The 26,099-nt window shown below is 65.8% G+C and carries 15 protein-coding genes and 3 pseudogenes; 9 read left to right on the top strand and 9 right to left on the bottom strand.

Annotated elements, in window-relative coordinates:
• Positions 1-142: 142 nt before the first annotated feature.
• On the top strand, positions 143-649 hold the full coding sequence (locus tag OG570_RS17065; RefSeq protein WP_326957600.1) for an AbiV family abortive infection protein: 507 nt from the start codon (positions 143-145) through the stop codon (positions 647-649).
• A gap of 310 nt (positions 650-959) precedes the next feature.
• Here OG570_RS17065 and OG570_RS17060 read toward each other — a convergent pair whose 3' ends face one another.
• The 3 genes from OG570_RS17060 to OG570_RS17050 all read right to left on the bottom strand — a co-directional run bounded on the left by OG570_RS17060 (position 960) and on the right by OG570_RS17050 (position 6,289).
• Positions 960-2,183: a sigma-70 family RNA polymerase sigma factor gene (locus OG570_RS17060; RefSeq protein WP_326957598.1), complete on the bottom strand. Its 1,224-nt coding sequence runs from the start codon at positions 2,181-2,183 to the stop codon at positions 960-962.
• Between the two features lie 206 nt (positions 2,184-2,389).
• On the bottom strand, positions 2,390-3,394 hold the full coding sequence (locus OG570_RS17055; protein WP_326957596.1) for a hypothetical protein: 1,005 nt from the start codon (positions 3,392-3,394) through the stop codon (positions 2,390-2,392).
• Positions 3,395-3,562: 168 nt separating this feature from the next.
• Complete coding sequence (locus OG570_RS17050) at positions 3,563-6,289, bottom strand: NACHT domain-containing protein (RefSeq protein WP_326957594.1); 2,727 nt, start codon at positions 6,287-6,289, stop codon at positions 3,563-3,565.
• An 892-nt stretch (positions 6,290-7,181) separates the two neighbouring features.
• Here OG570_RS17050 and OG570_RS17045 point away from each other — a divergent pair.
• Positions 7,182-7,412, top strand: a complete 231-nt coding sequence (locus tag OG570_RS17045) for a hypothetical protein (protein WP_326957592.1) — start codon at positions 7,182-7,184, stop codon at positions 7,410-7,412.
• Between the two features lie 500 nt (positions 7,413-7,912).
• On the opposite strand, the gene OG570_RS48280 is transcribed toward OG570_RS17045, so the two are convergent.
• Together OG570_RS48280 and OG570_RS17040 are read right to left on the bottom strand one after the other, a co-directional pair.
• A complete protein-coding gene (locus OG570_RS48280) occupies positions 7,913-8,113 on the bottom strand; it encodes a hypothetical protein (protein WP_442788320.1) in 201 nt (66 codons plus the stop codon).
• A gap of 18 nt (positions 8,114-8,131) precedes the next feature.
• A pseudogene (locus OG570_RS17040) lies at positions 8,132-8,394 on the bottom strand (transposase); the annotation flags it as partial.
• 95 nt (positions 8,395-8,489) lie between these two features.
• On the opposite strand from OG570_RS17040, the pseudogene OG570_RS48275 reads away from it, so the two are divergent.
• Positions 8,490-10,023, top strand: a pseudogene (locus OG570_RS48275) (NF041680 family putative transposase).
• Between the two features lie 326 nt (positions 10,024-10,349).
• Here OG570_RS48275 and OG570_RS17030 read toward each other — a convergent pair.
• The 4 genes from OG570_RS17030 to OG570_RS17015 form a co-directional block, all read right to left on the bottom strand.
• A complete protein-coding gene (locus OG570_RS17030) occupies positions 10,350-11,300 on the bottom strand; it encodes a phospholipase A2 (protein WP_326957588.1) in 951 nt (316 codons plus the stop codon).
• 678 nt (positions 11,301-11,978) lie between these two features.
• Complete coding sequence (locus OG570_RS17025; protein WP_326957586.1) at positions 11,979-12,731, bottom strand: hypothetical protein; 753 nt, start codon at positions 12,729-12,731, stop codon at positions 11,979-11,981.
• 4 nt (positions 12,732-12,735) lie between these two features.
• Complete coding sequence (locus OG570_RS17020; protein WP_326957584.1) at positions 12,736-13,884, bottom strand: ATP-binding protein; 1,149 nt, start codon at positions 13,882-13,884, stop codon at positions 12,736-12,738.
• Positions 13,885-14,515: 631 nt separating this feature from the next.
• Entirely contained in the window at positions 14,516-15,037 is a 522-nt protein-coding gene (locus OG570_RS17015; protein WP_326957582.1) for a TetR/AcrR family transcriptional regulator, read from the bottom strand.
• A gap of 112 nt (positions 15,038-15,149) precedes the next feature.
• On the opposite strand from OG570_RS17015, the gene OG570_RS17010 reads away from it, so the two are divergent.
• The 6 genes and pseudogenes from OG570_RS17010 (at position 15,150) to OG570_RS16985 (ending at position 26,020) form a co-directional block, all read left to right on the top strand.
• Entirely contained in the window at positions 15,150-16,352 is a 1,203-nt protein-coding gene (locus OG570_RS17010; RefSeq protein WP_326957580.1) for an aminotransferase class I/II-fold pyridoxal phosphate-dependent enzyme, read from the top strand.
• Complete coding sequence (locus OG570_RS17005; RefSeq protein WP_326957577.1) at positions 16,318-17,586, top strand: MFS transporter; 1,269 nt, start codon at positions 16,318-16,320, stop codon at positions 17,584-17,586. The genes OG570_RS17010 and OG570_RS17005 overlap by 35 nt, the downstream gene beginning before the upstream one ends.
• Positions 17,583-18,470, top strand: coding sequence for a class I SAM-dependent methyltransferase (locus OG570_RS17000; protein WP_326957575.1), 888 nt, complete (start codon positions 17,583-17,585; stop codon positions 18,468-18,470). Before OG570_RS17005 ends, OG570_RS17000 begins: the two co-directional genes overlap by 4 nt.
• Positions 18,467-21,016 (top strand): MMPL family transporter, encoded by a 2,550-nt coding sequence (locus OG570_RS16995; protein ID WP_326957573.1) that lies wholly within the window; start codon positions 18,467-18,469, stop codon positions 21,014-21,016. Before OG570_RS17000 ends, OG570_RS16995 begins: the two co-directional genes overlap by 4 nt.
• Before the next feature lie 8 nt (positions 21,017-21,024).
• The gene (locus OG570_RS16990) at positions 21,025-21,714 is read left to right on the top strand and encodes a CPBP family intramembrane glutamic endopeptidase (protein ID WP_326957571.1); all 690 of its coding nucleotides are present in this window, start codon (positions 21,025-21,027) and stop codon (positions 21,712-21,714) included.
• 973 nt (positions 21,715-22,687) lie between these two features.
• A pseudogene (locus tag OG570_RS16985) lies at positions 22,688-26,020 on the top strand (error-prone DNA polymerase).
• Positions 26,021-26,099: the final 79 nt, after the last annotated feature.

The following is a 26,099-nucleotide window of genomic DNA, read 5'->3' as shown; positions in this document are numbered from 1 at the left end:
ACGAGCGGCTCCAGGCCTGTCGCCCTTGCACAGCTCGTGCCGCGGAAGTGTTGCAGCCCGCCGGTCGGAGACAGCGTAGTAACCGGTTTGACCGCCGACCAGCGATCGATCAGGCTTCTCCTCCTGATCGAAGGAGTACACCATGCCCCCGCGAACGACGGCGCTCACGCCTGAGCAAGCACGCGCTTTGGGGAAAGCGGCCCTGGCCAACGCCGTTACGCTACTCGATGACGTCAAGGTCCTGCTCGAACACCACAAGTGGGCTCGGTCGTACGCCCTCGCCGCCCTGGCAATCGAGGAGTACGGCAAGTTCCGGCTCTGCGAGGAGGTCGCCACCAGGCCGCCCGCGAACTGGAGCAACTTCTGGAGTGATCTGAAGACCCACGACCCCAAGACTCGGGAGTGGTCAGGGGCGCTCCTCGACAGCGTGCGGCCACCCGGGGGCGGCGGGGGAGCTGTCTGGAACCATGCCCGTGGCGTCATGACCGCCGACGGCAGCAAGTTCGTCAAGGCGGTCGGCGAGGGCAAAATGAGCGGGTTCTACGTTGATTGGGACGGTCCTTCTGGCCGGCCACTCACCCCCGGCGAACGAGTGAACGAAGCTGTCGCCCGCAACATGTTCAACGCCGCATGCCGCGTGATCCACTAGAGTGAGTACGCCCTCCAGCACTGACGAAACCGATGTGGCTGAGCTGCGTAATTCTCGTTGTTACTCGGCCGCTGCGATCCGCCGCGACGTCTTGAAGCTGGTCGAGGCCGGTCATATCGAGCGGCTTGTCCGTCGCCGCTGGTTCCCCGGGCGCAGTCGTTGTCGTGGTTGGTGAGGCCGCAGACGTGGTCGCTGATGCGCCACGCGGCGGCGCCCTGTTGAGAGAACTTAGGTGCCTGGGCACCTCTTCTACCTCGGCCATGATCACTCACACGGGTGGTGTCGAGCGCGGCTGAGTCGAGCAGAGGGGTCAGTTCTCGTCGAAGTACGCCTCGGCGGCACGGCGGATCTGCGCGAGTCGCTTCGACACGGCGCTGTGGTTGGCATACCCGAGAAGGTCAGCGATCTCGGTCTTGCTGGTGACGCCGCTGCTGAGCAGCACGACGATCTGCCGGTTCCGGCCATCCAGGAGCGTGAGGAAGTCGTTGGTGATCAGGTTGCCCAGCACCCCGCTTTCCGGCCCCTGGACGGGGACGGTGTCGGTCAGCTCGACGAATTTCACCGTCACCTTGCGCCGCTTCCCGTGCAGCTTGCGTTCGAAGTCCTCGCGGGCGTACGACCAGTGGCTGGAGAAGTCGTCCTCGACCCGGTGGGACCGAACCGCGTCCAGGATGCCGCGCAGCCGGCCGGTCCGGTCGGCTGCCTCCACGGTCTCGACTACGGCGTCGCAGGCATCGTCCTCGCCGAACCAGACTTGTCCGCCCGTCCGCGGGTTGCCGGCGACGGCCCCGGCGAGCACGCTGCCGTCCTCCAAAGTGACCGGGCCGGGTGCCTTGCCCTTGTCGACCTCGGGGAAGTCCCGCAGGCGCTCCTGGATGGTGGCGGTGACGGCGGGCACCCAGAAGTCCAGGTTGTGAGCCAGCAGCCGGATCGGGTCGTCGGCCGAGAACGCCTTCATCTTCGACCCCGACACCAGGTGCGGCCACACCGTCCACGCCCACGCGCGGGCCAGCCGCTCCTCGAAATCGGGCGACAGGAAGTCGTCGATGCCCGACCAGTCGGCCATGAATGGCCACTGGCCGCCCCGCAGCAACGGCAGCCCGAACATGTCCAGCACTCGCTTAGGCAGCAGGTGGAACAGTGGCGCGTACTCGAAGTACCGCGCCCGCGTCCGCGGCACGAAGGTGACGTTGACGTCGCCGAGGTCGGCGATCCTGGCCATCGGCTCCGGCAGGTCGTCCAGGTCGAAGAAGCGCCGCCGGAACTGGGCTGCTTCCCACAGCATGTTCCACTGTGCGATCGCGAGGAACTCTTCAGGTCGGGTGTGGGCGGCCGGGAGGGTCACGTACTCCGGCGCAGCCGGTTCGAGCGGCCGGACCACGCCACCGAAGACGTACCCGGCCGAGACGTTCCGCAGGTGCGGGTACTCCTCCGGGCAGGCGTCCGCCTCCGGGAGGAACACGTGATCGCGGCGCCACTCCAGCACCTCGGCAGGGGTCGGCTCCTGTTCGCCGTACACCTCACCCTCCGTCACCTGCTGCTCCCTGCCTTGACCGGTCCACTCGTCGATCTGAGTCATACCTCAATCACGACAGTCTCCGCCGGATTCGTTCCGGACATGCCCCGTCCAATCGCTCGTTGCCTCCGGCATGACGGACGGAGATGGCCGGGCGCACACGGTACATACGCATTGCGGCGAGCCACCAGACGACAGACAGACCCAGCCTGGCGTTACGCCCGTCAGAACGGCGGCTCTGGCTTGATGAGCTCAGCGAGTGCCGTCAATGGCGCATGCTCGCTAGCAGGCCGAAACGTGATCCACCGCCGAACGAATTGCTCGGCAGCCAACGATGCTGCGAACTCCCCGCCGAGGCCGCCCGGGGATCTCCGCTCGGCGATCCTGGCCACCCAGTCGGCGAGGTCGGTCGCGCCATCCGGCACGGGTCCCAGCACCCCAAGCGCGTCCTCGAGTGAACTTGCCGTCAGCGTCAGTCCGCCGATGGGATCGAACCACAGACCGTAGGCAACGCCGATGCGGTAATCCCGAGGCCAGGTACTCAAATCGTCCGACTCCAGGCACGGCTCAAGCCCATCACGTCGGACCACGAACGTCCCTCGCATCACACGCTGTCCGACAGCCACGCCGATGCTGCGCTGGTGCCGCGGATCCAATCCGGGGAGATTCGCAGCGAGTAGGCGCCGCTCCAGCGTGCCCGCATAGAAGGTCTCGCCCGTCACCACGAGGTCGTTGATCAGCGAGGTCGGACGGCCTTCCGAGAAGTAGCCGAGCCGTCGCAACGCCCACCGGGACCAGAGCAGTCCACCATCGAGAGCGAGAGCGACCATCTCATTGCGGAGATCGGGTGTCCGCGCACGACCGTGCCCACCCCCGAACTCGTTCCTGATGTTTCCGAGGTTCCTCGCGATCTTGCTTGCCTGGGTCGCGAGCTGACCGAACGTGGACTGATTAGCCAATTCGTGCCCTGGCTGCCCGGTCAGCAACGTGTGTGCCTGGGTGACGACCGTGTCGAACGCGGTGTTGGCTGCTGCTGGGCTTCCGTCGATCTCCAGCACGATGCGGGAAATGCTTTCCACCAGGCATTTTATGTCGCTGAGTGCCTGAGAGCCGTCGCCCGCGCCCAATGAGCGCCATAGTCGGTCCGCTTCCCGCTCGATGCAGGCCCAGTGGTCGTCCCCGAGGTAGTCGGGGCGGGCAATCTGGAAGCGCGCGTAGAGGTCGTTCACGCTCCCGAGCATCGCACGCGACCCGTCAGCGTCGGCGGAGGTGACCAGCGCGAGACCCCGGTGCTTTCATCCGTGACGGGCTGGAAACCCCGAGCGAGCCGCCGGGCGGCCGGACGGACAATGGTCGAGTGACGGAGAGTGAGCAGCAGGCGCGTAAGCCGATTCCGTCTAGTCGGTGTCGCTGAGCAGGACGCGGCTCACGTCGTCGCGCTGCATCGCCTCGCTCAGGAGCCGTCGTGCAGGAAACTGTTCATCTGCGGAACCCATCGCATACTCGGCCAGCACCTCACGTGCGGAGGGCACCCAACTTGTTCTGGCTGTTCCGTCGTAACTGACGGACAGCGCAGCTGTCGAAATCGACACTCGCGCAAGATAGGGATCGGGCACACCGCAGGACTTCAGACGGTCATGGAGGTCAATGAGCGCATGGCCGTCACCCCCGGTGCCGACCGGTCGGCTCGGCGTCGTCTCCTTCGTCTCGTCGTATCGCGCCAGCTTCGCAGTGGCGGCCGTGTCCACCTCATCCACGCCCGAACTGGCGAGGCCGGACAGAAACGCGCGGACCGCCCCCGGCGTTCCTTGCGCGATTCGTGCATCGACGTCCCGGTAGACCGCGGCCGTCATCGGCGCTGACGCGCTCATCAGCGGTGCCAGCGTGTGGGCGAGTCGAGTCACGTGCGAGCCGATCGGCCCGCTGAGCAGGCGCATCGCGGATTGCGCGAGCTGGATTTCGTAACCCGGCGCGCCCGCGGCCAGACCGTCGGCCAGCGCATCGATGGCCAGCAACGCGCCGGGCATGACCAGCCGGCACGCCCACGAGTCCTGATCAGTCCTGTCGAGCCTGGCCACCACCGCGTCCCGCAAGCTGCGGCGTTCGCTGAAGATGTGGCCCGCCGCCAGCAGCCAGGTGTTGTTCCAGTGCGCCGACGGGGTGAGCAGCTGCAGCGTGTCCGCCACGTCCTCGTCGGCCATGAGCGCTCGCGCGGCGAAGAACTCGGTCAGGCTACGGACCTCGAACGCCAGGCCGTCCTGGCGCGGCACCATGAGTACCAGGCGTTCCCGCTCAAGCCGAAGAAGCTGCTCGATCAGCGATTCAGCTGCTGCGGCTGCGAAGCCGTCTTTGTCTAGGGTGGCCTGGGCGATCCGTTCGACCTCATCGACCGGCAGGATCGACTCGGCGTCACCCGCCCGCTCAGCTCGGCAATGGATGGTCAGCGCGCATCGCTGATGGATCTCATTGATAAGCCCCTGATGGCGCTCCAGGAGCTCGCCGAGGGCACCAGCCTTGTTGCATTCGCGGGCAAAGATCGTCTCGTAGTAGGCGCTGAACAGCGCCCACCGGCTCGCGGGCGCTCGGGTGCGGCGCTCCAGGATCAGTGTCAAGATCGTCACCTGCAGCGGTGTCGTCATGACCTTGGCAATGTCGTCGTTGTTCGCCGACTCCACGATCCGTTGCAGCGTCAGGTCTTGCCGATCGGGGTTGTCCTGGAAGCGCTTGGCCAACAGGCGGCGCGCGTAGTGGGTCGCGTCGTCGACGGTCAGCGGCAGCAGTTCCAGGCGCTCGTAGCCCACACGTTCGTCGTCCTCATAGCCGATCGGACGCGACGTGCACAACACCAGCACGTCGGCCTGCGCTGCCGCCATCTCGGTGAGGAAGTCCACGATCCTGGTGGATACTTCAGCGCGCACTGTGGCCGAGGAGACCTCGTCAAGGCCGTCGAGGACCAGGAGCGTAGGCCACTTCACCATCAGTTTCTTGGTCTCGGTGACGTTGATCGGATCCGAGGCCCGGTGGTTGATCAGGTCGGTCACGTACTGGAGCAACGTCAGTTCACCAGGTCCGCTGACGGCGTCGGCATACGCGCTCAGCACCACCCTCACGGGCAGCCGGTGCAGGCTGGGGTGGGCGAGCCCGCCGGCGACGAATGCTTCCCTCAGGTCACTCGCCAGTCTGCTGACCTGCCGGGTCACCCGACCTTGGGCGAAGGTGGCGAGCATCGCGCTGCGATAGATCTGGCACACCAGCTTCGACAGCGTCGACTTCCCGGACCCGGGCCCACCCAGGACCACCATTCGATCGTTCGCCACTGGGCGGAACGCAGGGTGAAGGACCTGGTCAGCACGCTGAACAATCGCCGTGAGCGCCGTTGTGTTGTCCTGCGGGTTGCTGAATGTGGCAGGCAGGTCCACAGCGACGTCGGCCAGGGCGAACGGGGTGTTCTCGTGATCGCCCGACTCTCCCAGCTCGACGTTGGAGTCGGCGGTGATCGACCGGGCGAGGTAGGCGATCCACGCCTCCGCGACGCGATCCTCGCTATCGGCGAGGGAGTCGTAGAGCCGGCTCAGGACATCACCTGGGAGGACCAGATCGGCGTACGCGTGGCGGACGCTCTCGTTGCCCTCCAGCAGACGGTAGAGGTACTCGGCGTGCCAGACCACATGGCCCTCGATGCCAGGAAGACCGATCGGGCGGCCTTTTTCGTCTTTCAGGTCGCGATAACGAGCGATGAGCTTGTCGAGGCGGTCGAGTCCACCGGACTCGGCGACCGCGGTCAGAGGCACGTTCGTCGCGATGACAAAGTATTTCGGCTGACGATAGCTGCGGAAGCTTGTGGGATCTATCCATGCATCGAGTTCTTCGGTGACTCGCTCGAAGAACCATTTCTGGTCGTCGGAAGTGCTGGTCAGCCGGCTCCGGTACTTGGCCTGGATGACTCCGTAGCCCGACCACGCCACAGCGCCCCCGAGGTCCACATCGCCGGTGAAGGTGGCTTCGCGGCCGCCGTCGGGGCCAGCCCCAAAGATCTTTACGCCGGGGCCGATATGGTCCAGCGCCAGCGCCTGCACCAAGTGCTCGAACCGCTGACTGCCCAACCTCGTCAAATCGAACGACACCGACGTAACGTATCCGAATGGCCTGGACGCCGCGACGACACAAGCGCTCAGGCGGCCCCCGAGTCGAACAGGCCGGCCAGGTGCAGCACCCGTCCCGTCGCATCGCCTCGCCGCCATGGCTGCCTCCGTCCCGGCCACCAGCTCCCGAAGGTCGACATGCAGCACGTTTCCGCAGGTCACCGTAACTCGAATAGACCAGTCCTACGCCCAACTACACTAGCCAGCTGCAGAAGTCCGTCATGGGAGCGATACCGCGGTCGACCTGCGGGAAGTCGGCGGAGAGCAACGTGGACCGTCGCCTCGCGTAGCTGTCGAACATCCCCCGGCCGGGTGTTCATGATCTGCACTCTCGTCACGGAACGCAGATGTGGGAGTTTCACCGGCGTGCGCAGTTGTCGGAGCCGCGCGCGGGGACCGGCGTCCTCGACGGCTAGGTAGCCCGAGGTCGCCACCAGGGGATGCGGGGTGCCGGGCTCGCGTAGGGGCGAGCCCGGCACCCCGCCCGGCTTCCCGCCGACGACGCTTTTCGACGGCGAAAAGCTCGGTACCGCACACTTTCGCAGACACCTCGCCGACGCGTCGACGGCGTAACAACCGGGAACGGCAGGCCGACATCGGCATTGCGGCATCCGCCGCGGGCCTGAAACCGGCGGCAGCTTTCCTCCCCCGAGACTGCCGCCGCCTCAGGCGCTTTCCTTGTCCTGTCCGCACCAGCTGCACAGCACGTCGCGCGCAGAACGACGCGATCGCGGCTCTTCGCGGGACGGGAACCCGACATCCGGCCATAAGGTTCCGCTGCGAGCGATTCGCGCCACAACGAGAGGAGAACTTGCTACAAATGGCGGATTATGCGCGATGATATTGTCGACTACGAGGCGGGCGGGTACGCGTAATGAGTGAACGGCAAGTGCGACTGGTGGTGACCAGCCGCGAAGTCAGCATCTCCGCCGAGCCGGAGGGTGAGGTGCTGCGCTACACCGGGATCTGCGTGGTGCACGTCGAAGACGGGCGGCCGGTGGAGCAGACGTGGGTACCGCTCGGCGCCACGCCCGGCTTCGCCGACGACGAAGCCTTGATCGCGACCTGGCGCGCCGCGTTGCAGTGGCGCCAAGCCTGCGCGTAGACGATCAGTGGCCGGCGCGGATTCCTGCACCGCTCGGTGCCACGCTGAAACCCGCGCACCGCGTGAGCGAACCCGGACGAGGCGGTCCCCGTCCACCGTCATCCAGCTCGTCGGGTACTAGTGAGCATCGTGACCGCGCGCAGCGACGAACCGCACCTCAAGCCCGCCGACGCCGGATCGATCAGGTCTCATGCGGCAGCGCCTGAAACGGCTACACCGCCAACGACAGCGACGTCACAGGAACCGCCGATCGGACCGACTGGCTCACCGCACACCCAGCTGGTCGTGCTCCGGGGCCCGTCCGGCGCTGGCAAGACCACCGTCGCTACCGCGGTCCGCTCACGACTCGGCCGCGGCGTCGCCCTGGTCCAGTTTTCCGAGCGTCGAAAGTGATCTATGCGCCCTGACCTGCAGTTTCACGTCCCTTACATGTGCGCGACGTCGCGCTACGCAAGACGGGGACGACAACTTGAAGATCACTCTTTCGGATGGTCGCTTTCTTATTCCCGGGGCAGACGCGCGACTGCCTTCTCCAACTCTCGAATCAAGTAGCTGAGCGACCAGGTGGAGTGACTCACTAACAAGCCAGCCACAAGTGCTACTGCCAGCGGGTGATAGCCGCAATGGCGGACGACTTCATTTGCGAGGTGAAGATCGGCCTCAATTCGTTCCGTGCCAACTTTGTCTTCAAGTAAAGCCAGTGCCTCGTCAGGCGAAAGAGCGTCGTCTTTGACGATGACGTGGTCGAGGATCTTGTCCCAGGTCCCGTCTGCAGTCCACAGCCGCAGTCGTTCGTGCGCGGTTTCCAGGGACCGAAGCGTTCGGGCAGGTCACGCCACGGGGCACCGGTGCGGAGTTTCCAGAGGATCGCGTTGATCACCTGGCGGTGGTCCCGCCACCGCCGGCCACCGCTTTGTTGCGGTGGCAGCAGCGGTTCGATCACTGCCCATGCCCGGTCTGTCAGTTCTCCTCGGCCAACCACCGCACACGATTACCAGAGGTCCAGCTCAACCGCTTACAGGACACGCCCTAGCTTGAGTTTTAACGTCTGAGTGGTCGACGGAGACCCTGCCGATCATGAGTGAAGCCCCTGGTCGATCATTCCTTCTTGCGACAGACGGAAGATCGAACCAAAGGCTTCAATTGATCAGTGTGCATCACACCGGTGACGCCGGCGCGGCCGGGGAGCTCTCTGCGCTCCGGCAAGAGTTCCACCGATGCCTGACCCGGCGGGCGGACGCGTTGTTCGAGCTGACCGAGGCGGTGTTGTGCGCGGACGGCCCGGTGCGGTCGATCGCGGAGCTGTCGCTGGCCGGTGAGCACCGTCGTGGCCACGGCAGCAGCTATGCCGCGCTGGCACGCGGACGCATCGACATCGATCGGTTACGCACCGCTTTGAGCAGGGTCTCGCTGCCTCGCGCCGCGGACGGCCGGCTGGTCCTGGCGGTGGACGTGACCTGCTGGCTGCGTCCCGAAGCCCACACCTGCCCGCAGCGGATCTTGTGTCACACCTACGGCCGCGGGAAGGATCAGCACATGATGGTGCCGGGCTGGCCCTACTCCGTGATCGTGGCGCTGGAGTCAGGGCGGGGGTTCGTGGACCGCGCCGCTGGACGCGGTCCGGCTCACACCCGGCGACAACGCCGCGAACGTGACCGCCCGGCAACTGCGCGCCGTGGTGGGTCGCCTGGTCGCGGCCGGGCACTGGCGGCCGGGCGACCCGGAGATCCTGCTGGTCGCCGACGCCGGCTACGACGGCCCCCGCCTGGCCCACGTGCTGGCCGATCTCCCGATCACCGTGCTGGTGCGGATGCGCACCGACCGGGTCCTGCACAGCCCGGTCCCTCCGCAGCCGCCCGCCACGCTAGGCAGACCTCGTCGCCACGGCAACGAACTCGCCTTCGGCGACCCGGCCACCTGGGGGCAACCCGACGTCGTCACCGACACCACGACCCGGCTCTACGGTCCCGCGCTGATCCGGGCCTGGGACCGGCTTCACCCACGACTGACCCACCGCATCGCCTGGGCCGGCCACGACGGTCCCTTGCCGATCATCGAAGGCACCGTGATCCGGCTCGAAGTCCAGCGCCTGCCCTCCGGCGCGATCCCGAAACCCGTGTGGCTCTGGCACTCCCGCACCGGCCTCGACCACGCCGAGGTCGACCTGGCCTGGCAGGCGTTCCTGCGCCGGTTCGACATCGAACACACCTTCCGCATGCTCAAGCAAACCCTCGGCTGGACCACCCCGAAACTTCGCTCGCCCGAGGCAGCCGACCGCTGGACCTGGCTGCTGCTGACCGCCTACACCCAGCTGCGCCTGGCCCGTGAGCTCACAGCGGATCTGCGCCGCCCCTGGGAGAAACCCCGACCAGCGGGCCGGCTCACCCCAGCGCGGGTCCGCCGAGGGTTTCGGAACCTGCGTCCACAGCTCGCCTGTCCAGCCGGTGTCCCGAAACCCTCACAGCCCGGCCCTGGACGTCCCGCCGGAACACCCAATCAACGACCCGCATCACGTCATGACGTCCATACCGTCACCAGCACGAACACCCGAAAATCCAAGCACGGCAAGAACACCAGGTCGAGCAACCCACGACCCCGCCGAACAGGTTAAAACTCAAGCTAGGCGAGCCTGCCGATGCTCGACTCCGGCGCGGTCGAGTTGGTCGACGGCCTTGGCGAACAGGGAAGAGACCTGTTCCTCGTCACTGGTCGCGGTCCCGCATTCTTCTGTGCGGGTGGCGCGCACACTGCGGTGGGTACACCGCGGTGCCGGCGAACGTGCTGGCCCTTAACCCATTTCAAAGGTGGGCCAGTTCGTTCGCCACCATCATCGACACGAGAGCCGGATCAGCCCGCCGGGCGCATCGGCTCCAGCAGCTCTCCGATGATCGTCTCCTCAAGTGTGGCCTTGATGTCGAAGGCCACGACCGTGCCGTCTTACCAGGTCACATGACTGGATTCGACACCGTCTGCGCGCACCCAGTGATCGGGATGATCGCCGGAGTAGCACTGACTCGCGGTGTAGGCACCACCACTTGAGTCTGTTGTCAATGCGAAGGTGTAGAAGCCTCCAGAGTCTACTGAGTCATGGCACGTGATGGTGACCGCAGTGTTCGAGGGGAACGACGACAGGGTGATTGCGTAGCGGGATCCCACCGGCGACGAAGGGCCTTGCGCGAGGGTCACAGTGGCTGGTCCAGGCGCAGGCGGGGCCGACGTTACCGGCCCGGTGGTCGACGTTGACGGCGGGGCCGTCGACGTCGACGGTGTGGGTGTGGGTGTGGGTGTGAGTGTCGACGGCGGCGTGCAGCACTCATTTGGAAAGACGGGAGAGTTCCAGTTCTCGAACGGGTTGTAGTGCACCGCCGCCCAGACCACATCGGCTTCTCGCAGGCAGAGCTGCTTGTTCGCCGCTTGCCACCATCTCGTGAAGGTCGCGTTGCACAGCCGCTCCATCTCGACGCGGAAACGGGCGTCAATCTCGGTCCGTTTACTCTCCGTACGCCCGAGAGTCAACCCCTTACCGAAGTTGCGGTATCCGAAGTCATGTAGCCGGCATGGCTTGTTGAACAGATTACGGTACACGTTCGACAACCGGCCGATAATGTCGACACCGCTGCAGCCGTCGTCGTTCCAATCGAAACTGTCGTATGGAGTCGGCTTCCCGCAGACCTGATCGGCCGGCGGCGCGGCGGACGCGCAGCCGTGGGCACGGAAATCTTGCTGACGGGCGACATACTGGTCGTAGGTGAGGTCGATCGTCTCGTTCGCGTACCGAACACGTTCGGCAAAGTCTGATGCCGAACTCGCAGCACGAGCCTGCACAGGCAGAGCGATTGTTCCTAGAATGGAGAAAATGATTCCGGCGACTACGCCCACGATACCCATTTGGCGCCTCTGTCTCACAGTGTCCTCCTGTAATTATGATGGCCGCATGTACGAACAGTCTTGCCTCTGCCGGTTCACACCCCGCATCGGAGCCGATGCATGGCGCGAAATAGGACGTTCGAGAACTCGGCAGGTCCTGCGGCTTGCCGAGTCTCTCGAAAGGTCCACCCTGTTTACTATCTCACACAGCATTTAGGTCAGGCGTCACGAGAGACATTTGTCTGAGCCGAGCTGTCGTGCGCGAAGCACGTCAAGACGTGTCCCGGCAACGCCATACGGGACCAGGAGCTAGATCATCGCATTCCAAAGTGCGTTGCGTGTTGGCCTTGGAACCGGATTGGGCAGATATCTTCCAGTCCCCCGAGTTGCCGCCGCACCCGATGTTGGCGTGGAATTCGCCGCCGAATTCAAGGCGGTAGCGGTAGGCGTCTTTGTCGTCACCATTTTCCCCTGTTGACTCGGCCCATCCTGATCCGCCTCGTTCGGCCTCCACCCAGACACCCACGACGCGAGCACCTGACAGACAGGAAACCCGCAACCGTAGCTCCTGCGGCTGCGCATTCGGCAGCGTAATTGCAAGGAAGAAACCTAGCAGTACCACCCCGACAAGGACAATGTACGACCATCGATGACTGGGGCGTGTCAAGACTTGCGGCTCGTTGCGCTCTTTTCTACGCTTCACGGATACATCCTCTTGACGGTGTCATCGAGAAGAAACTCCCAATTCTGCGCAGAGTATCGGATGATCTCTCCGCCGGGGCTGTTCTCGGCGTCCAATCCTGAGTCAAATCTCCCGAGCTTTCGCCGCATGGCGCCGATGGCGGTGCGAGTGGCGCCATAAGTAAGGCCGACCTCTTTGGCGATCTTCTGCTGCCGGTGTATCCCAAGAGCGTGCAGGCGCCAAATCTTCAATTTCGTGGGATCGTCTAGCAGTAGATCTCTTACCTGAAGACCGCTTGAGCCAGAAACATACATGGCCAGCGGCGGATCAATGAACTCTTCTCCCGCTGTGGCGTGTTCCATAGCCCGGACGAGCTGCCTCGTATTCGACTTCGAACAGAAGGCACGGACGCCGAGTTCTTCGTAGGCGAACCGAAGGTGCAAATGACGGTTGTCGTCGCCTGTCGTCCACAGTACGCATTTGGGCCCCTGGGGCAACCGTCGGGCAGCATGCACCAATGCGAGACCGCTGAGGTGAAGTTCCGGATCGCCGAGGGTTACCTTTCGAGATCTCAATCGCTGCTGGAATTCCCTGCTGTGTTCTTGAAAGAGAATATCCACCAACATTGCGTGGTATCGATACTTCGACAGCAGGCTGATTCCCTCGCGCAGGTCGGTCGCCACATGCACTTCGTGCATGGAATCTCGACGCAGCTCGGTATACGCCCCGACCGCGTTCGATACCATGTCTTCGACAACAAGATATGCCATGTTCCTACCTTGATGGATTGAACGGAACAGTCAACTGAAGGACAGATCCATTTTCCGAAGGCAACTTCCTGAGCTCGCCGCCCACTTTTCGAATGTTCTGACGTATGAGGAACAGGTTGCCGCCTTCGTCGTCCAGTCGACTCTCATTGAAGCCTGGACCGCAGTCACGAACTGACAAAACGGCCAGATGGCCGTCGGTTTCGAACTCGACCTCGCCCACACCCCCGCCGTGAACCACGATATTTTTCAGCAGGCTATGTAGGCCGTCTTCGAATGGGATGGCGGTGTCACGATGGAGACTGACCATTCCCGGACTCTCGGGCGGGACACGGAGGGCGGTGCCGAACATCTCGATGGCATCCGAGAGGATGCTCGCCACTGAAATTCGCGCATCTTTGGTCAATAGCCGACGTTGGCGCCGGTTCACCGCAGCTTTGAATTCCCGTGCGACCTGCCTGGCATCTTCCCCCGATTCGATTCGTATGGCGGCCGTGGAAGCGATGTTGTGCAGCCCAAGAAGCGCCTCACGGAAACTCGTGAGCAATGCTTCTCGTTCTCCTTCGACGGCAATCCTGCACAGCGCACCAATTCCCATTCCTACGGCATACCAAACAGCGACCCATATTGCGTGGACCAGCGCGCTTTTGTAGTGGGCGGCATCGAGTTCCCAGTTCCTCATGGATCCGACGAGCAACAGCGGTTCGAATGCAACAATCAGGACGAGGGTAACCTGCACTGACCATTGGGTAAGGCGGTTCGGAAAGTGTATCCACCACGGATGGAAGGCGAAGACGGCCAGCGTGATCATGGCATAGCCGCCCATTTGGAAACCGACCCCGGTTGACCCGTAGTCACCGGGGGCGATGAGGTGCACCAGTATGAGTGGCATCACGAGCATCGAGGCCGCCCAGGCGGCGGGCCAAGCGCCGCCGCGGGTCAGCGATCCTCGGTGGCATACTGAGAATATCGCGAGCGCGATGTGCAGCACAGCCAACCCCACCATAACAGTACGCCCATACGGCAGGTACTTGTCGTTAATGATGCTGGTGACCATGTTGGTGGCCTGAAGTAGCGGCGCAACCCACTCGATTGGCCTGATCAGCTTATACGTGGTAAAGGCGCTGAAGTCCTTGTCCGGTTCTAATGAGCGCACTAGCGCACCTCCGTTACCTGTGGTCGGGTGACATATGGCCACGTGCTGCCGGACATGTTGGTTCCACGCAGATGCTCCTCGCAGTGACGGAGACAATTGTCTTCGAGCCTCCCTCCGCACGGTGAGGCATTCGGAAGCAGCAGGCACCCTTTCTTGATCACTCCGCCGCGCCGACTTTCGCGACGTCAGAGTGTAGAGCATCGCTTTCTTTGGGCCCCAGGTGCTGCTGCGAACATAAGTTGCGCTCTGCCTCGCCCCGCGTGACTCACAGTGAACGAATGCCCGAACCGCTTGTCACCTTTGCTGTCGGGTCAGACAAAAGTGCGCGTACACACTTACCTCCACCTGTTTGCCATATGTTCGCAGCAGGCACCTGACAACTCGACGTCAATATGAAGCTGGGCATGGGGCATGCTCGGCTGGGTCGACTCTGATGAACCAGGAGGAACAGGCCATGAAGACCTCCATCGGCGGGTCATGCTCGACGTTGAGCACCGGTCGAGACAATGATCCATATTCGTGCGAACGGTCGTCACATTTTCGGGGCTCATGTCGGCGACCCTTCGAGCTGAGGCATTCGTCGCATCTGAAGTGTCGAGGGCATGCACAGCCAACGGCGCTACATTCACGGCTAAGAAAGCAGCCGCAGGATCTCGGCACGCATCTGTTGGTATAGCAGACCCTGCGGGGGCGCCAGGTTGAGCACGTGGCTCAACCACCAGCCATCTGCGGCCACTCGCACGAGAGTCGCTACCACCGGGTCGAGGCCGTCGGCCGCCAGTTTGTGCTGCCAGGTTTCGTAGCGCTCGCGCAGGATCTCCATCGACGATCCTCCGGCGAGCGCGCTCAACAACACGACCACGATCTGGTCGTGTGAACCCCCGGTCTCCGGAGCAACCTCGGGGACAGCAGCGTCCAGCCACGCGCGGGTGAACACCCCAGGCGGGTCGCCTGGCTCAGGAAGAAACGCGTCGAACTCATCGACTCGTCTCAGCAAGACACCGTCGACAAGCGCCTGCTTGCTTCTGAAGTGATGCAGCAACCCACCTTTGCTGACGCCCGCCTCAGCGGCGACCGCGTCGAGTCGAAAGCCATCCAATCCCTCCTTCAGCAGGAGCCGCTCAGCACCGTCAAGGATCCGTTTCCGCAGCAAAACCCCTCCAAACCGTCCAGACGGTCGGTCATCGTAGCACCTGTTGGGTCGTCCCGGCTACGTGAGCGGTGGATGGGTTGGGCTGTCCAGAAGTAGAGAGAAGACACCGACGATGGACGTGTTCGACAAGATCCACGGTTACACCGACGCCCGAGACGCGATTGCCGCAGGCCTGTACCCGTACTTCGGCGTCCTCGACCGGCACGAAGGGACCGAGGTACGCCTGGCCGGCAAGGACGCGATCATGTGCGGCTCGAACAACTACCTTGGTCTGACCAATGACCCCCGGGTGATCGAGGCCAGCGCCGCGGCGCTGGCCAAGTTCGGCACGTCCTGCACCGGGTCCCGGCTCCTCAACGGCAACCTGCGATTGCACGAGGAACTGGAGGCGAAGCTAGCGGAGTTCTACCGCAAGGAAGACGCACTGGTCTTTCCTACCGGCTTCCAGGCCAACCTCGGCACGATCAGCGCCATCGCGAGCCGCGGCGACGTGGTGCTGCTTGATCAGGAGGCGCACGCCTCGGCGATCGACGCGGCCCGGCTTAGCGGCGCGAGGGTCAAGTTCTTCCGGCACAATGACGCCGCTTCGCTGGAGCAGCAGCTCGCCGCGCGCTCACCGGACGCAGGGGTCCTGGTGGCGGTCGAGGGCGTGTACTCGATGGCAGGCGACATCTGCTCGCTGCCAGAGGTCGATGAACTGGCACGCCGGTACGGCGCGCGGGTCCTGCTCGACGACGCGCATGGGCTTGGTGTGCTCGCAGGCGGGCGAGGCACCGAGGCGCACTTCGCCGTACCTGATGGGTCCGGCGGTCCCCAGGCGGACCTCATCACGGTCACCTTCTCCAAGTCCCTGGCCTCGGCCGGCGGTGCCGTCGTCGGAAGCCGCGAGGTCATCCACTACCTGCGCCATCACGCCCGGAGCCTCATTTTCAGCGCCAGCATGACGCCGGCGAACACCGCGGCGGCGCTGGCGGCGCTGCGGGTGCTCACTGAGGAGCCGTGGCGGGCCGAGCGTGCCCAGAGCAACGCCGCGTATGTGCGTCGCGCGCTGACCGATCGAGGCGTGAACATCGGTGCAAGCATGACCCCGATCGTCCCAGTGCCACTGGAGAACGTGCTGCGCACCTTCTCGGTGTGGAAGAACCTCCTCGCCCGAGGGGTGTACGTCAACGCGGTGGTGCCGCCCGCGGCGTCGTGCCGGCTGCGGATGAGCTTCATGGCAACTCACACCCGCGCGCAGCTCGACCACGTGGTCTCCGCGATCGCTGCGGAGTTGGTGGATGACGTCGCTGAACCGACCCTGCTCGGAGTTTGAAGTGGCGGTATCCAAAGGGCCAGCCTCGCCTGCGACGGTTGCCGGAGTCGCCGCGGTGTGCGTCGCCATGCTGGTCGACAGCATGCTCTACAGCGTCGTCGTGCCGGTGCTGCCGGTCTACACCGCGGACCTGGGCGCCTCCAGCTTCGCCATCGGCGTGCTGTTCGCCTCCTACGCGGTCGGGCTCGTGCTGGCGACCCCGCTGCTCGCCTGGTACTCAAACCGGTACGGCAGACGGCGGCCAATACTGCTCGGCTCCGCAGCACTGGCGGTCACCACGGTGATCTATACGGCTGCCGACACTTATGCGCTGCTGCTCGCCGCTCGGTTCCTGCAGGGCGCGGCCGCCGCAGCAGTGTGGACCGCGGGAATCGCGCTGGTGGCTGACCTCGTCCCGCGTGAGCGGGTCGGGCGGTCCATGGGCACGGTGATGGCGTGCATGTCGGCTGGTCTCGTGCTCGGCCCGCCGGTCGGCGGCGCGCTCGCTGAACTGGGCGGGCACCGGGCGCCATTCCTCGTCCTTGCGGCAATCACCGTGACGAGCGGGCTGGCGCAGCTACAGCTGATCGCAGAGCCGTCACGGCCGGGCGCGCCAAGTCCACCGGTCCGCAGGCTGCTCTACGACCGAGGCCTGCGCGGCACGGTGATCGCGGTGTTCGCTGCGGCATCGGCGCTGAGCATGCTCGAGCCGATTCTGCCGCTGGAATTGGACGCGCTGGGCGCGGGACCACTCGTGGTGGGCTTGGCATTCGGCGCGGCTACCCTCGCCAACGCCGCGACCAGCCCGCTGATCGGCATCGCCGCCGACCGCTGGCGCCGCGACTGCATGATCGGCGCGGGACTCGTCGCCTGCGGCGGAGTGCTGCCCGGGTTCGCTTTCGCCGACACCGCGTTCGCGATCAGCGCCGTGCTCGTCACGTTCGCCATCGTCTACGGGCTCGTCATCGTGCCAGCGCTGCCAGAACTTGCCTCGGTTGCCGAGCGCCATAGCGGCCGCGCCTACGCCACCGTCTACGCCGCGTTCAACGTGAGCTACAGCCTCGGCATGATGCTCGGCCCACTCGTCGGCGGCATCGCCGCGGCCGGGTCGGTTGATGTGGCACTCGCTGCGACGGGCGGCGTGCTGTGTGTCTGTGGGCTGCTGGTGCTCACTCAGGCGACCTGCCGCCCGACGGCGGCACCGCCGTCGGAATCTGTCGCGAACCCCGTCGTCCCAGGAAAGGAATCACAATGACCAAGACAAGGTTGGCGATCCGCGCGTTGCGGCTCGCCCTGAGCGGCAAGAACGCCGACCCGATCCACGACTACGACGCCGCAAGCGCAGACTACGACGCATTCTTCACCCGGGTCATGGGCGTGCATTCGGAGTCTGCCTTGGACCAGGTGAGCATCAGACCGGGACAAACGGTGATCGAACTCGCTTGCGGCACCGGCCATCTCACCCAAGCGATGAGCGAACGGATGCAGTGGCGCGGCGTCATCCGCGCAGTCGACCTGTCCTCCGGGATGCTTGCCATCGCCCGCGAGAAGGTACGTCCCTCCACCGAGCTCGACGTGTCGTTCACCGAGGGCGACATGCAGCAGTTCCTGCGTGCCCAACCCGATGGACAGGCCGACATCGTGGTCTGCGGGTGGGCGATCTGTTACGCCAAGCCGGTCGCGCTGCTGCGCCAGATCCGGAGGGTCTTGCGGCCCGGCGGTGAGGTAGTAATCGTCGAGACGAGAGCCGACGCGCTCGCGTCGCTTGTCACCTCGTTGCAGCAGGTGTTCGTTGACGATCCGAGCCTGCTCACCGGCCTCATCCGGATGTCGCTGCCGAAGAACGCGCAGGTCGTCGCCCGGTGGTTCAGCAGAGCCGGGCTCACTGTGACACATACCGGCGAGGGCAGCGAGACGTTGCCGGTGGTGACACCGGAGGCGGCGCTGGAATGGGTGCAGCGCTCCGGCGCCGCCGCCGGCTTCAAGGACGCGATCGACTCCGCCAGAGAACAGGAAGTGCTTTGCCGGGTCCGCGACGCGCTCGCCGAGCAGGCAGCCAGCACAGCTGGCCTCAGCCTCACCCACACCTTCGTAGTGGTCACCGGGGTAAGTCCGGTCGATGGTGAGGAGAGTTCGTGAACACCAGCGAACTCCTGGGTATGCCGCCCGAGCGGCCCACGGCGCGGACCTGGCTAGGGCCGCTGCAGCGGGCCGCCGAGCTGATTGCCCGGCGTCCTAAGACTGTGCTTGCCGCGTGGCTGTTGGTCATCGCCGCTTGCACGCCGTTCGCGTTCCAACTCGACTCGGTGCTAACCCAGCAAGGCGCGTCCAAGGTCGTGCCCAGCACATCGAGCGCCGCGGTCGAGCAGATGATCGAGCAGGACTTCCCGCAGCGCTCCCAACGGCAGACCCTCCTCGTGATCACAGCTCCGGATGTGCGCAACGACCAGGTGAAGCGAATGCTCGCCGGTACCGTGGACAGGCTCGCCGAGCGGGTCGAGCGCGGCGAGATCGACCAGGTGGACTCGCCGATGGGGCTCTACCAGGACGCCGTCGTGCGATACCTGACCGTCCTGCGCCAGCAGATCACTACCCAGGCCGGGCCGACGGCCGGGGCCACCGCCCGCCAAGCTGTGGTCGATCAGGCTGTGGTGGCCGGCCAAGTGCCCGGCGAGCTTGCCGATGCCGCCCGCGCCGCAGTCGCCGCGAGCGACGCGACCGTCGCCAGCGAGCTGGCGAGCGCTGCCCGCACTGTCACGTTCGACGCGGACTGGGCGGACTTCCCGGTGCCCGTGCCCGCCGAGGCGGTCAACCAGCTGATCTCGCCGAGCAGGCGGGCCGCGCTCGTGCCAGTGAGTTTCGCCAAGAGCGCGGGTGCCAACCCGGACGTGGCGTCACTGCGCCAGCTCGGTGAGCGAATGCTCGCGGACAACAACCTCGCCGGAGTCGCCGAGGTGCACGTCACCGGCGAGCTCGCGCTGATCGACGACACTTACGCCCAGGCAGAGGCGGACAACGCGATCATGGAACTGGCTGCCTACGGGATCATCACCGTGATCCTGCTGCTGTTCTTCCGCGCGGTGGTGCCCACCCTGGTCACGTTGGTCTCTATCGGCCTCGCGATGAATGTCAGCCAAGCCGCACTGTTCAGCCTCGGACACGCGGTCACCCTCACTCAGTTCACCGTCACGATCATGACTTTCGTGATGCTGGGCGCCGGTGTGGACTACAGCATGCTGCTATCCTCCCGATACCGGCAGGAACGCCTGGCCGGGCGATCGGTGCACGACGCGGCCGTGCACGCCACCGTGCATGCCGGGGAGAGCGTGCTGCTGGCCGGCGGCGCGGTCGCGGTCGCCTTCGGCGCGACCCTGCTCTCACCGGTCGACTGGATCCCGCCGCTGGGCTATGGCGGCCTGGTCGGCATCCCGATCATCATGTCCGCCGCGTTGACCCTGACGCCCGCCCTGCTCGTGCTGCTCGGCGACCGGTTCTTCGCGCTCGGCCGCAACTCGCTCGGCGACATGGAAAGCACCGGCATCCTCAGCCGTTATCTGCGCCGAGTGTCCACTGTGGCCAAGTCGCGGCGCTACGCCGTCGCCGCGTTGTTCCTGGTGATCACCATGCCGTTCGCATGGATCACCGCCACCCACGACTCAACTGCGGACCCCGTGGAGCTCAGCCCGGACAACGACTCCAAGCACGGGTTCGAGACGGTCGCCGCGGAATGGGGCCCCGGGATGCTGTTGCCCACTCTGGTTACCGGGCCAATCGCGCCCGACCAACACAAGGACGGCGAGGTGACCGAGGCTGGCTACCAGGGACTCGCCGACCTCGGCGAGCGCATCGCCAAGGTGCCCGGCGTCGCGGAGGTGGACTCGATCACCCGACCGTTCGGGATCCCAGTGCCCTTCAGGGACGTGGCGACGCTGCCCAAGACCGTGCGGCAGGACTTCGTGTCCGAATCCGGCATCGCCCGGATCGTGGTCAAGCTGAGCGACGAACCGTACTCCGACGCAGCGGTGGACACCGTGGCCCGGGTCGAGCGGGTCGTCGCCGAGACGGGCGAGGTGGGGCAACTGCAGGTCGGCGGCGCAACTCGTGTGGACACTCAGTATGACGACGCGCTGCGATCCAGCTTCTGGCAGATGATCGCACTCGTGTCCGGCGGGGTTTTCGTCATGCTGCTGTTCGCCCTGCGCTCGGTGGTGATCCCGCTGCACCTCATTGCGACGATCATGATGAGCAACATATGGGCGCTGGCGATCACTGCGCTGATCTTCGACACGGTCCTCGGCATCGCCATCATCAACGATCTGCCCATCTTCCTGATCATTCTGATGATGGGGCTCGGCATGGACTACGAGATCTTCCTCGTAACCAGGGTGAAGGACTTGATGCGCGGCGGGCTGTCCACCATGGATGCCACGATGCAGGCGGTGATCGACACCGGTCGAGTGATCACCTCAGCCGGTCTAGTAATGGCCGGGAGCCTCGGCACGATGGTGCTGTCTTCGACAGTGATGCTCCAGCAGTACGGCACAAGCCTCGCCATCGCTGTGTTGCTCGACGCCACGCTGATCCGGATGCTGTTCGTCCCGGCAACCCTGGTCATCTTCGACCACTACAACTGGTGGTTGCCGACACGGCGACGCGGACGCCGCGACCCTGCGACTGCGAAGTGAGCCGCGCCATGGCACCGCTGGTTTGGTTGCGCACGCGGCACGACGCCACACCACTGACCACCACACTCACGCTGTACCTGGTCCTCGCGGTCGTGCGAGTCGCAGGCGCCTACGGACTGCCGTTCATGGTGCTCTCACTCGTGCTCACCCCGTGCGTACTACTCGTACTGCCACGCTCGCGATGGGCGGAGGCGGGGTTGCGCCCCGCCTCCAACTCGCGGCTCGCACTCGGATTGACCCTCGTCGTGGCGGTGTACGTGGCCGTGATCGCGGCCAACACGGCTGCGTTTGGGCTGTCTCGGGACAACTGGACCACCGGCATCCCGACAATGTTTCGACAACTCGCCTCCGCGTCGGCGGCGGTCGCTGCAGTACTGATGGTCGTGGCAATGGGCCTGGTCGTGCCTGCCTTGGAGGAAGTCTGCTACCGAGGTGCGCTATTCATTGCAGTTGAGCGGATCGCCGGGACTGCTACCGCGATAACGCTGACCTCGGTTGGCTGGGCGTTGGTGCACGTCGGCAACTACGGACTCATACCGTTCAACCCGGCCGTGCTCGCTGGTGTGCTGCCGTCGGTGTTCTGCATGGGCCTTGCGCTGGGCATTTGTCGCACTATCACCGGCTCATGCGTCGCTAGCTTCGTCGCACAGGGGGTGGCCAACCTCCTGCTTGTGGGCTGGCTAAGCGTTGTGTTCTGAGCCCGGATCGAAGGTCAGCGACGGATCAGCCGGGAGGGTGAGCGCCTGCAGGATAGCCGGTTGAACATCCTTTCAGATCCGTCAGGTGATGGGCCCATGCCGATTTCGCAGCCCTGAGCTTCGTGGTGGTGGCTGGATGTCGTAGGTGACGTATTTTTGGCAGGACAGCCGGCAACTCGGACCTGAGGTTGTTCAGCACCATGCCTTCGCGATGACGGTCACCGACTTCCCCCAAGTACCTGGCTGCCGTGAATCAGCGACAGGACCGCACGGGCCTATACATGGACGAGAACAGCGACCATCGATAGCGCCTCGGACCAGCCAGGCCGCATCGGCTCCGGACCAAGGCCCGCGCGAACAGCAGCGCGGCGTCGACGGCCTTCGTGCCGTGCGGACGCAAGATCGCGGCGGCGATGGTGCGGGTGGCGATGTCGAGGGCAATGGTTCGTTCCGATCGACCGTGGCGACTCGGCCGCGATCGCCGCACAGGTCGCAGCGATGACGCGGTCGTGCGGGCTGCCCGGCCGCCTACGCACCGTTGCCGATTCGTATGCCGACAATGCCCGCAAGCCCCGACTCAACCGCCCCGCGCTCGATCCTGACGACGGCCGGACTGGAGATCTGGTCGTGCCAGGTCTCATGGCCCACGGGCCACTCGCGGGCCAACTCGAGTGACCACAGGCCAGGTTGGTTGACCGCTGACAACAACCTCGACCTCCTCCTCCAGATCACGTCGATGCCTCAAAGATCAGCCATTCGGCCTACTTTCGTGTCGCATTCAACCACGCGCACTCGCCCCGCATGCGGATCCTGCCGTAGTTGCGTGTCACTTGTCTCACCAGGCATTATCGTCGATCACGACGAGTTGACAGGACGACGCGCGCAGCCCAGGATTGAGGCAGCTGTCGTTCTGGTGTTCGAACTTGATGTCGCTGACTTCCCACAGCGATCTGGCGTGATGTGGGAGCTTGTCGTGGCGTTCAACAATCCGACTGTGCCCTGGTCCGAGGTCGAGCGGGTCGCGTCCGGCCGCGCTCCCGTGATCGGAGACGGGAGCGACTCGCCCGCGTGGTCGCGCAAGCGTGACGGCTACTCCGGCGCCCCGGCAGATCTGCAGCACCGCCGCAGCCGTGACGACGGCGGCGAGCGGCTCCGGGCGCCGTACGCGGAGCTGCACGTCCACTCCAACTTCAGCTTCCTCGACGGCGCCTCCCACCCCGAGACCCTCGTCGAGGAGGCCGCCCGGCTCGAACTCGACGCGCTCGTCCTCACCGATCACGACGGGATGTACGGCGCGGTCCGGTTCAACGACGCCGCCCGCGAACTCGGCGTCCGGGTCGGCTTCGGGGCCGAGCTGTCGCTCGACCTCCCGGCGCCGCAAGGGGGTGCGCCGGACCCGGCCGGGTCGCACCTGCTCGTGATCGCCCGGCGGCAGGAGGGTTACCACCGGCTCTGCCGGGTGATCTCCCGTGCCCAGCTCGCCGGCGGCGCGAAGGGCCGCCCGGTCTACGACGTCGAGGAGCTGGTCGACGAGCTGGCCGGGCACGTCGTGGTGCTGAGCGGCTGCCGCAAAGGCGCCGTCCGCCGCGCGCTCGCCCGGCGGGGCCCCGCGGCCGCGCGCGCCGAGCTGACCCGGCTGGCCGGCTGGTTCGGGCGCGGCCACGTCGCCGTCGAGCTGATCGACCAGCGGCTCCCGCACGACTCGGCCGCCAACGACGTCCTCGCCGAGCTGGCCGCCGACCTGCGGTTGCCGACGATCGTGTCGAACAACGCGCACTACGCCCGCCCGGACGACGCCGTCGTGGCCGAGACGGTCGCCGCGGTGCGGGCGCGGCGGTCGGCCGAGGAGCTGGACGGGTGGCGGCCGCCGTCGGGGCAGGCGTTCCTGCGCTCCGGGTCCGAACAGCGACGCCGCTTCGAGCACCGGTACCCCGGCGCGGTCGGCCGGGCCGCGCTGCTGGGCGTCGAGGTCGCGTTCGACCTGCAGGTGGTCGCGCCGGACCTGCCGCCGTTCGACGTCCCGCCCGGCCACGACGAGATGTCCTTCCTGCGCGACCTGACCTGGGCCGGGGCGATCACGCGCTACGGGCGCCGCGAGGACAACCCGAAGGCCTACGCCCAGCTCGACCACGAACTCGACGTCATCAAGCAGCTCGAGTTCCCGGGTTACTTCCTGGTGGTGTGGGACATCGTCCGGTTCTGCCGCGAGGCGAACATCCTGTGCCAGGGCCGGGGATCCGCCGCCAACAGCGCGGTCTGTTACGCGCTGGGGATCTGCCACGCGGACCCGGTGAAGTGGAACCTGCTGTTCGAACGCTTCCTGGCGCCGGAGCGGGACGGGCCGCCGGACATCGACATCGACATCGAGTCCGACCGGCGTGAGGAAGCCATCCAGTACGTCTACGGCAAACACGGGCGGCTGCACGCCGCGCAGGTCGCGAACGTCGTCACCTACCGGGCGCCGTCGGCGATCCGCGACGCCGCGAAAGCCTTGGGGCACAGCGTCGGGCAGCAGGACGCCTACGGCAAGCTCGTCGATCGCTGGGGCGGCGTCACCGCCACGAAACAGCAAGCTGCGGGCGACATCCCCGACGACGTCCTCGACCTGGCGGCGCGGCTCGAGGACTTCCCGCGTCACCTCGGCATCCACTCCGGCGGGATGGTGATCTCGAAGCAGCCGGTGTCCGAAGTGGTCCCGGTCGAGTGGGCGACGATGGCCGACCGCAGCATCCTGCAGTGGGACAAGGACGACTGCGCCAGTGTCGGCCTGGTGAAGTTCGACCTGCTCGGTCTCGGCATGCTTTCGGCGCTGCACTACATGATCGACCTCGCCGCGGTGCACCACGGGTCCACTGTGGACATCGGGAAGCTCGATCTGGCCGATCCGGGCGTCTACGACATGCTCTGCGAGGCCGACGCGGTCGGGGTGTTCCAGGTGGAGTCCCGCGCGCAGCTGGCGACGCTGCCGCGCCCGCGGCCGCGGCCGCGCAAGTTCTACGACCTGGTGGTCGAGGTCGCGCTGATCCGGCCCGGCCCGATCCAGGGCGGTTCGGTGCACCCGTACATCCGCCGCCGGCGCGGTGAGGAGCAGTAGCAGCACGCGCACCCGCTGCTGGCCGGCTCCCTCGACCGGACCCTGGGCGTGCCGTTGTTCCAGGAGCAGGTGATGCAGATGGCCGTCGACGTCGCGTCGTTCACCGGCGCCGAGGCCGATCAGCTGCGCCGGGCCATGGGGGCCAAGCGGTCCAGTGCGAAGATGCACGCGCTGATGGCGCGGTTCTTCGCCGGGTGCGAGGCCAACGGACTGGACCGCGAGCTCGCGACGCGGATCTTCGAGCAGATCCACGCGTTCTCCGGCTACGGCTTTCCCGAGGCGCACTCGATGTCGTTCGCATTGCTGGTCTACGCGTCGGCGTGGTTCAAGCTCTACTATCCGGCCGCGTTCTGCGCGGGGTTGCTGCGCGCGCAGCCGATGGGGTTCTACAGCCCGCAGTCGCTGGTCGCCGACGCCCGCCGCCACGGCGTCCTGGTGCGGGAGCCGGACCTCAACGCCAGTCTCGCCCACGCCACCCTCGAACCCGATCCCGACAGCACCGGCGGCGTCGCGATCCGCCTCAGCCTCGCTGCGGTCCGCCACGTCGGCGACGACGTCGCCGAAGCGATCGTCGCCGAGCGTCAGGCGCACGGACCGTACGCCAGCATCGGGGACCTGACCTGCCGGATTCAGCTGAAGAAGACTGTCGTGGAAGCCCTCGCCACCGCCGGCGCCTTCACCCGATTCGGTACCGACCGTCGTCAGGCGCTGTGGGCCGGAGGAGCCGCGGCAACAACGCGGCCCGGGCACCTGCCCGGCCTCGCGCCCGGCCTGGACGCGCCCGCCTTACCTGGGATGACCCGGTTCGAGGTCACCGCGGCCGACCTGTGGGCTACCAGCGTCTCGCCTGATAGCAACCCGGTCGAGTACCTACGCGAACTGCTGAACGCACGCGGCGCGCTGACCGCCGCCGAGCTGACCCAGGCCGAAGACGGGACCCGAGTCTGGGTCGGCGGCGCAGTCACCCACCGCCAGCGCCCGGCGACCGCCGGCGGCATCACGTTCCTCAACCTCGAGGACGAGACCGGCATGGCCAACATCCTCGTCTCACCGGGGCTGTGGAACCGGCAGCGGGTCGTCGCCCGCACCAGCTCCGCCCTGCTGATTCGCGGCCGAGTCCAGGCCGCCGAAGGTGTCGTCACCCTCCTGGCCGACCGTCTCGAAGCCATCGACCTCTCCATGGCCGCCGCGCCGTCCCGGGACTTCCGGTAGGCCACGGCACCGGCAGCTCGGCTGTAGGACCTCACATTTTGCTGCACTGTCTCTCTACGAACTGCACCTGAACTGCACT

The sequence above is a fragment of the Amycolatopsis sp. NBC_01286 genome (assembly GCF_035982555.1).
In the GTDB taxonomy this organism is placed as follows: domain Bacteria; phylum Actinomycetota; class Actinomycetes; order Mycobacteriales; family Pseudonocardiaceae; genus Amycolatopsis.
The sequence above is the reverse complement of the archived record's forward strand: the minus strand, read 5'-3'. Positions and strand labels throughout refer to the sequence as shown.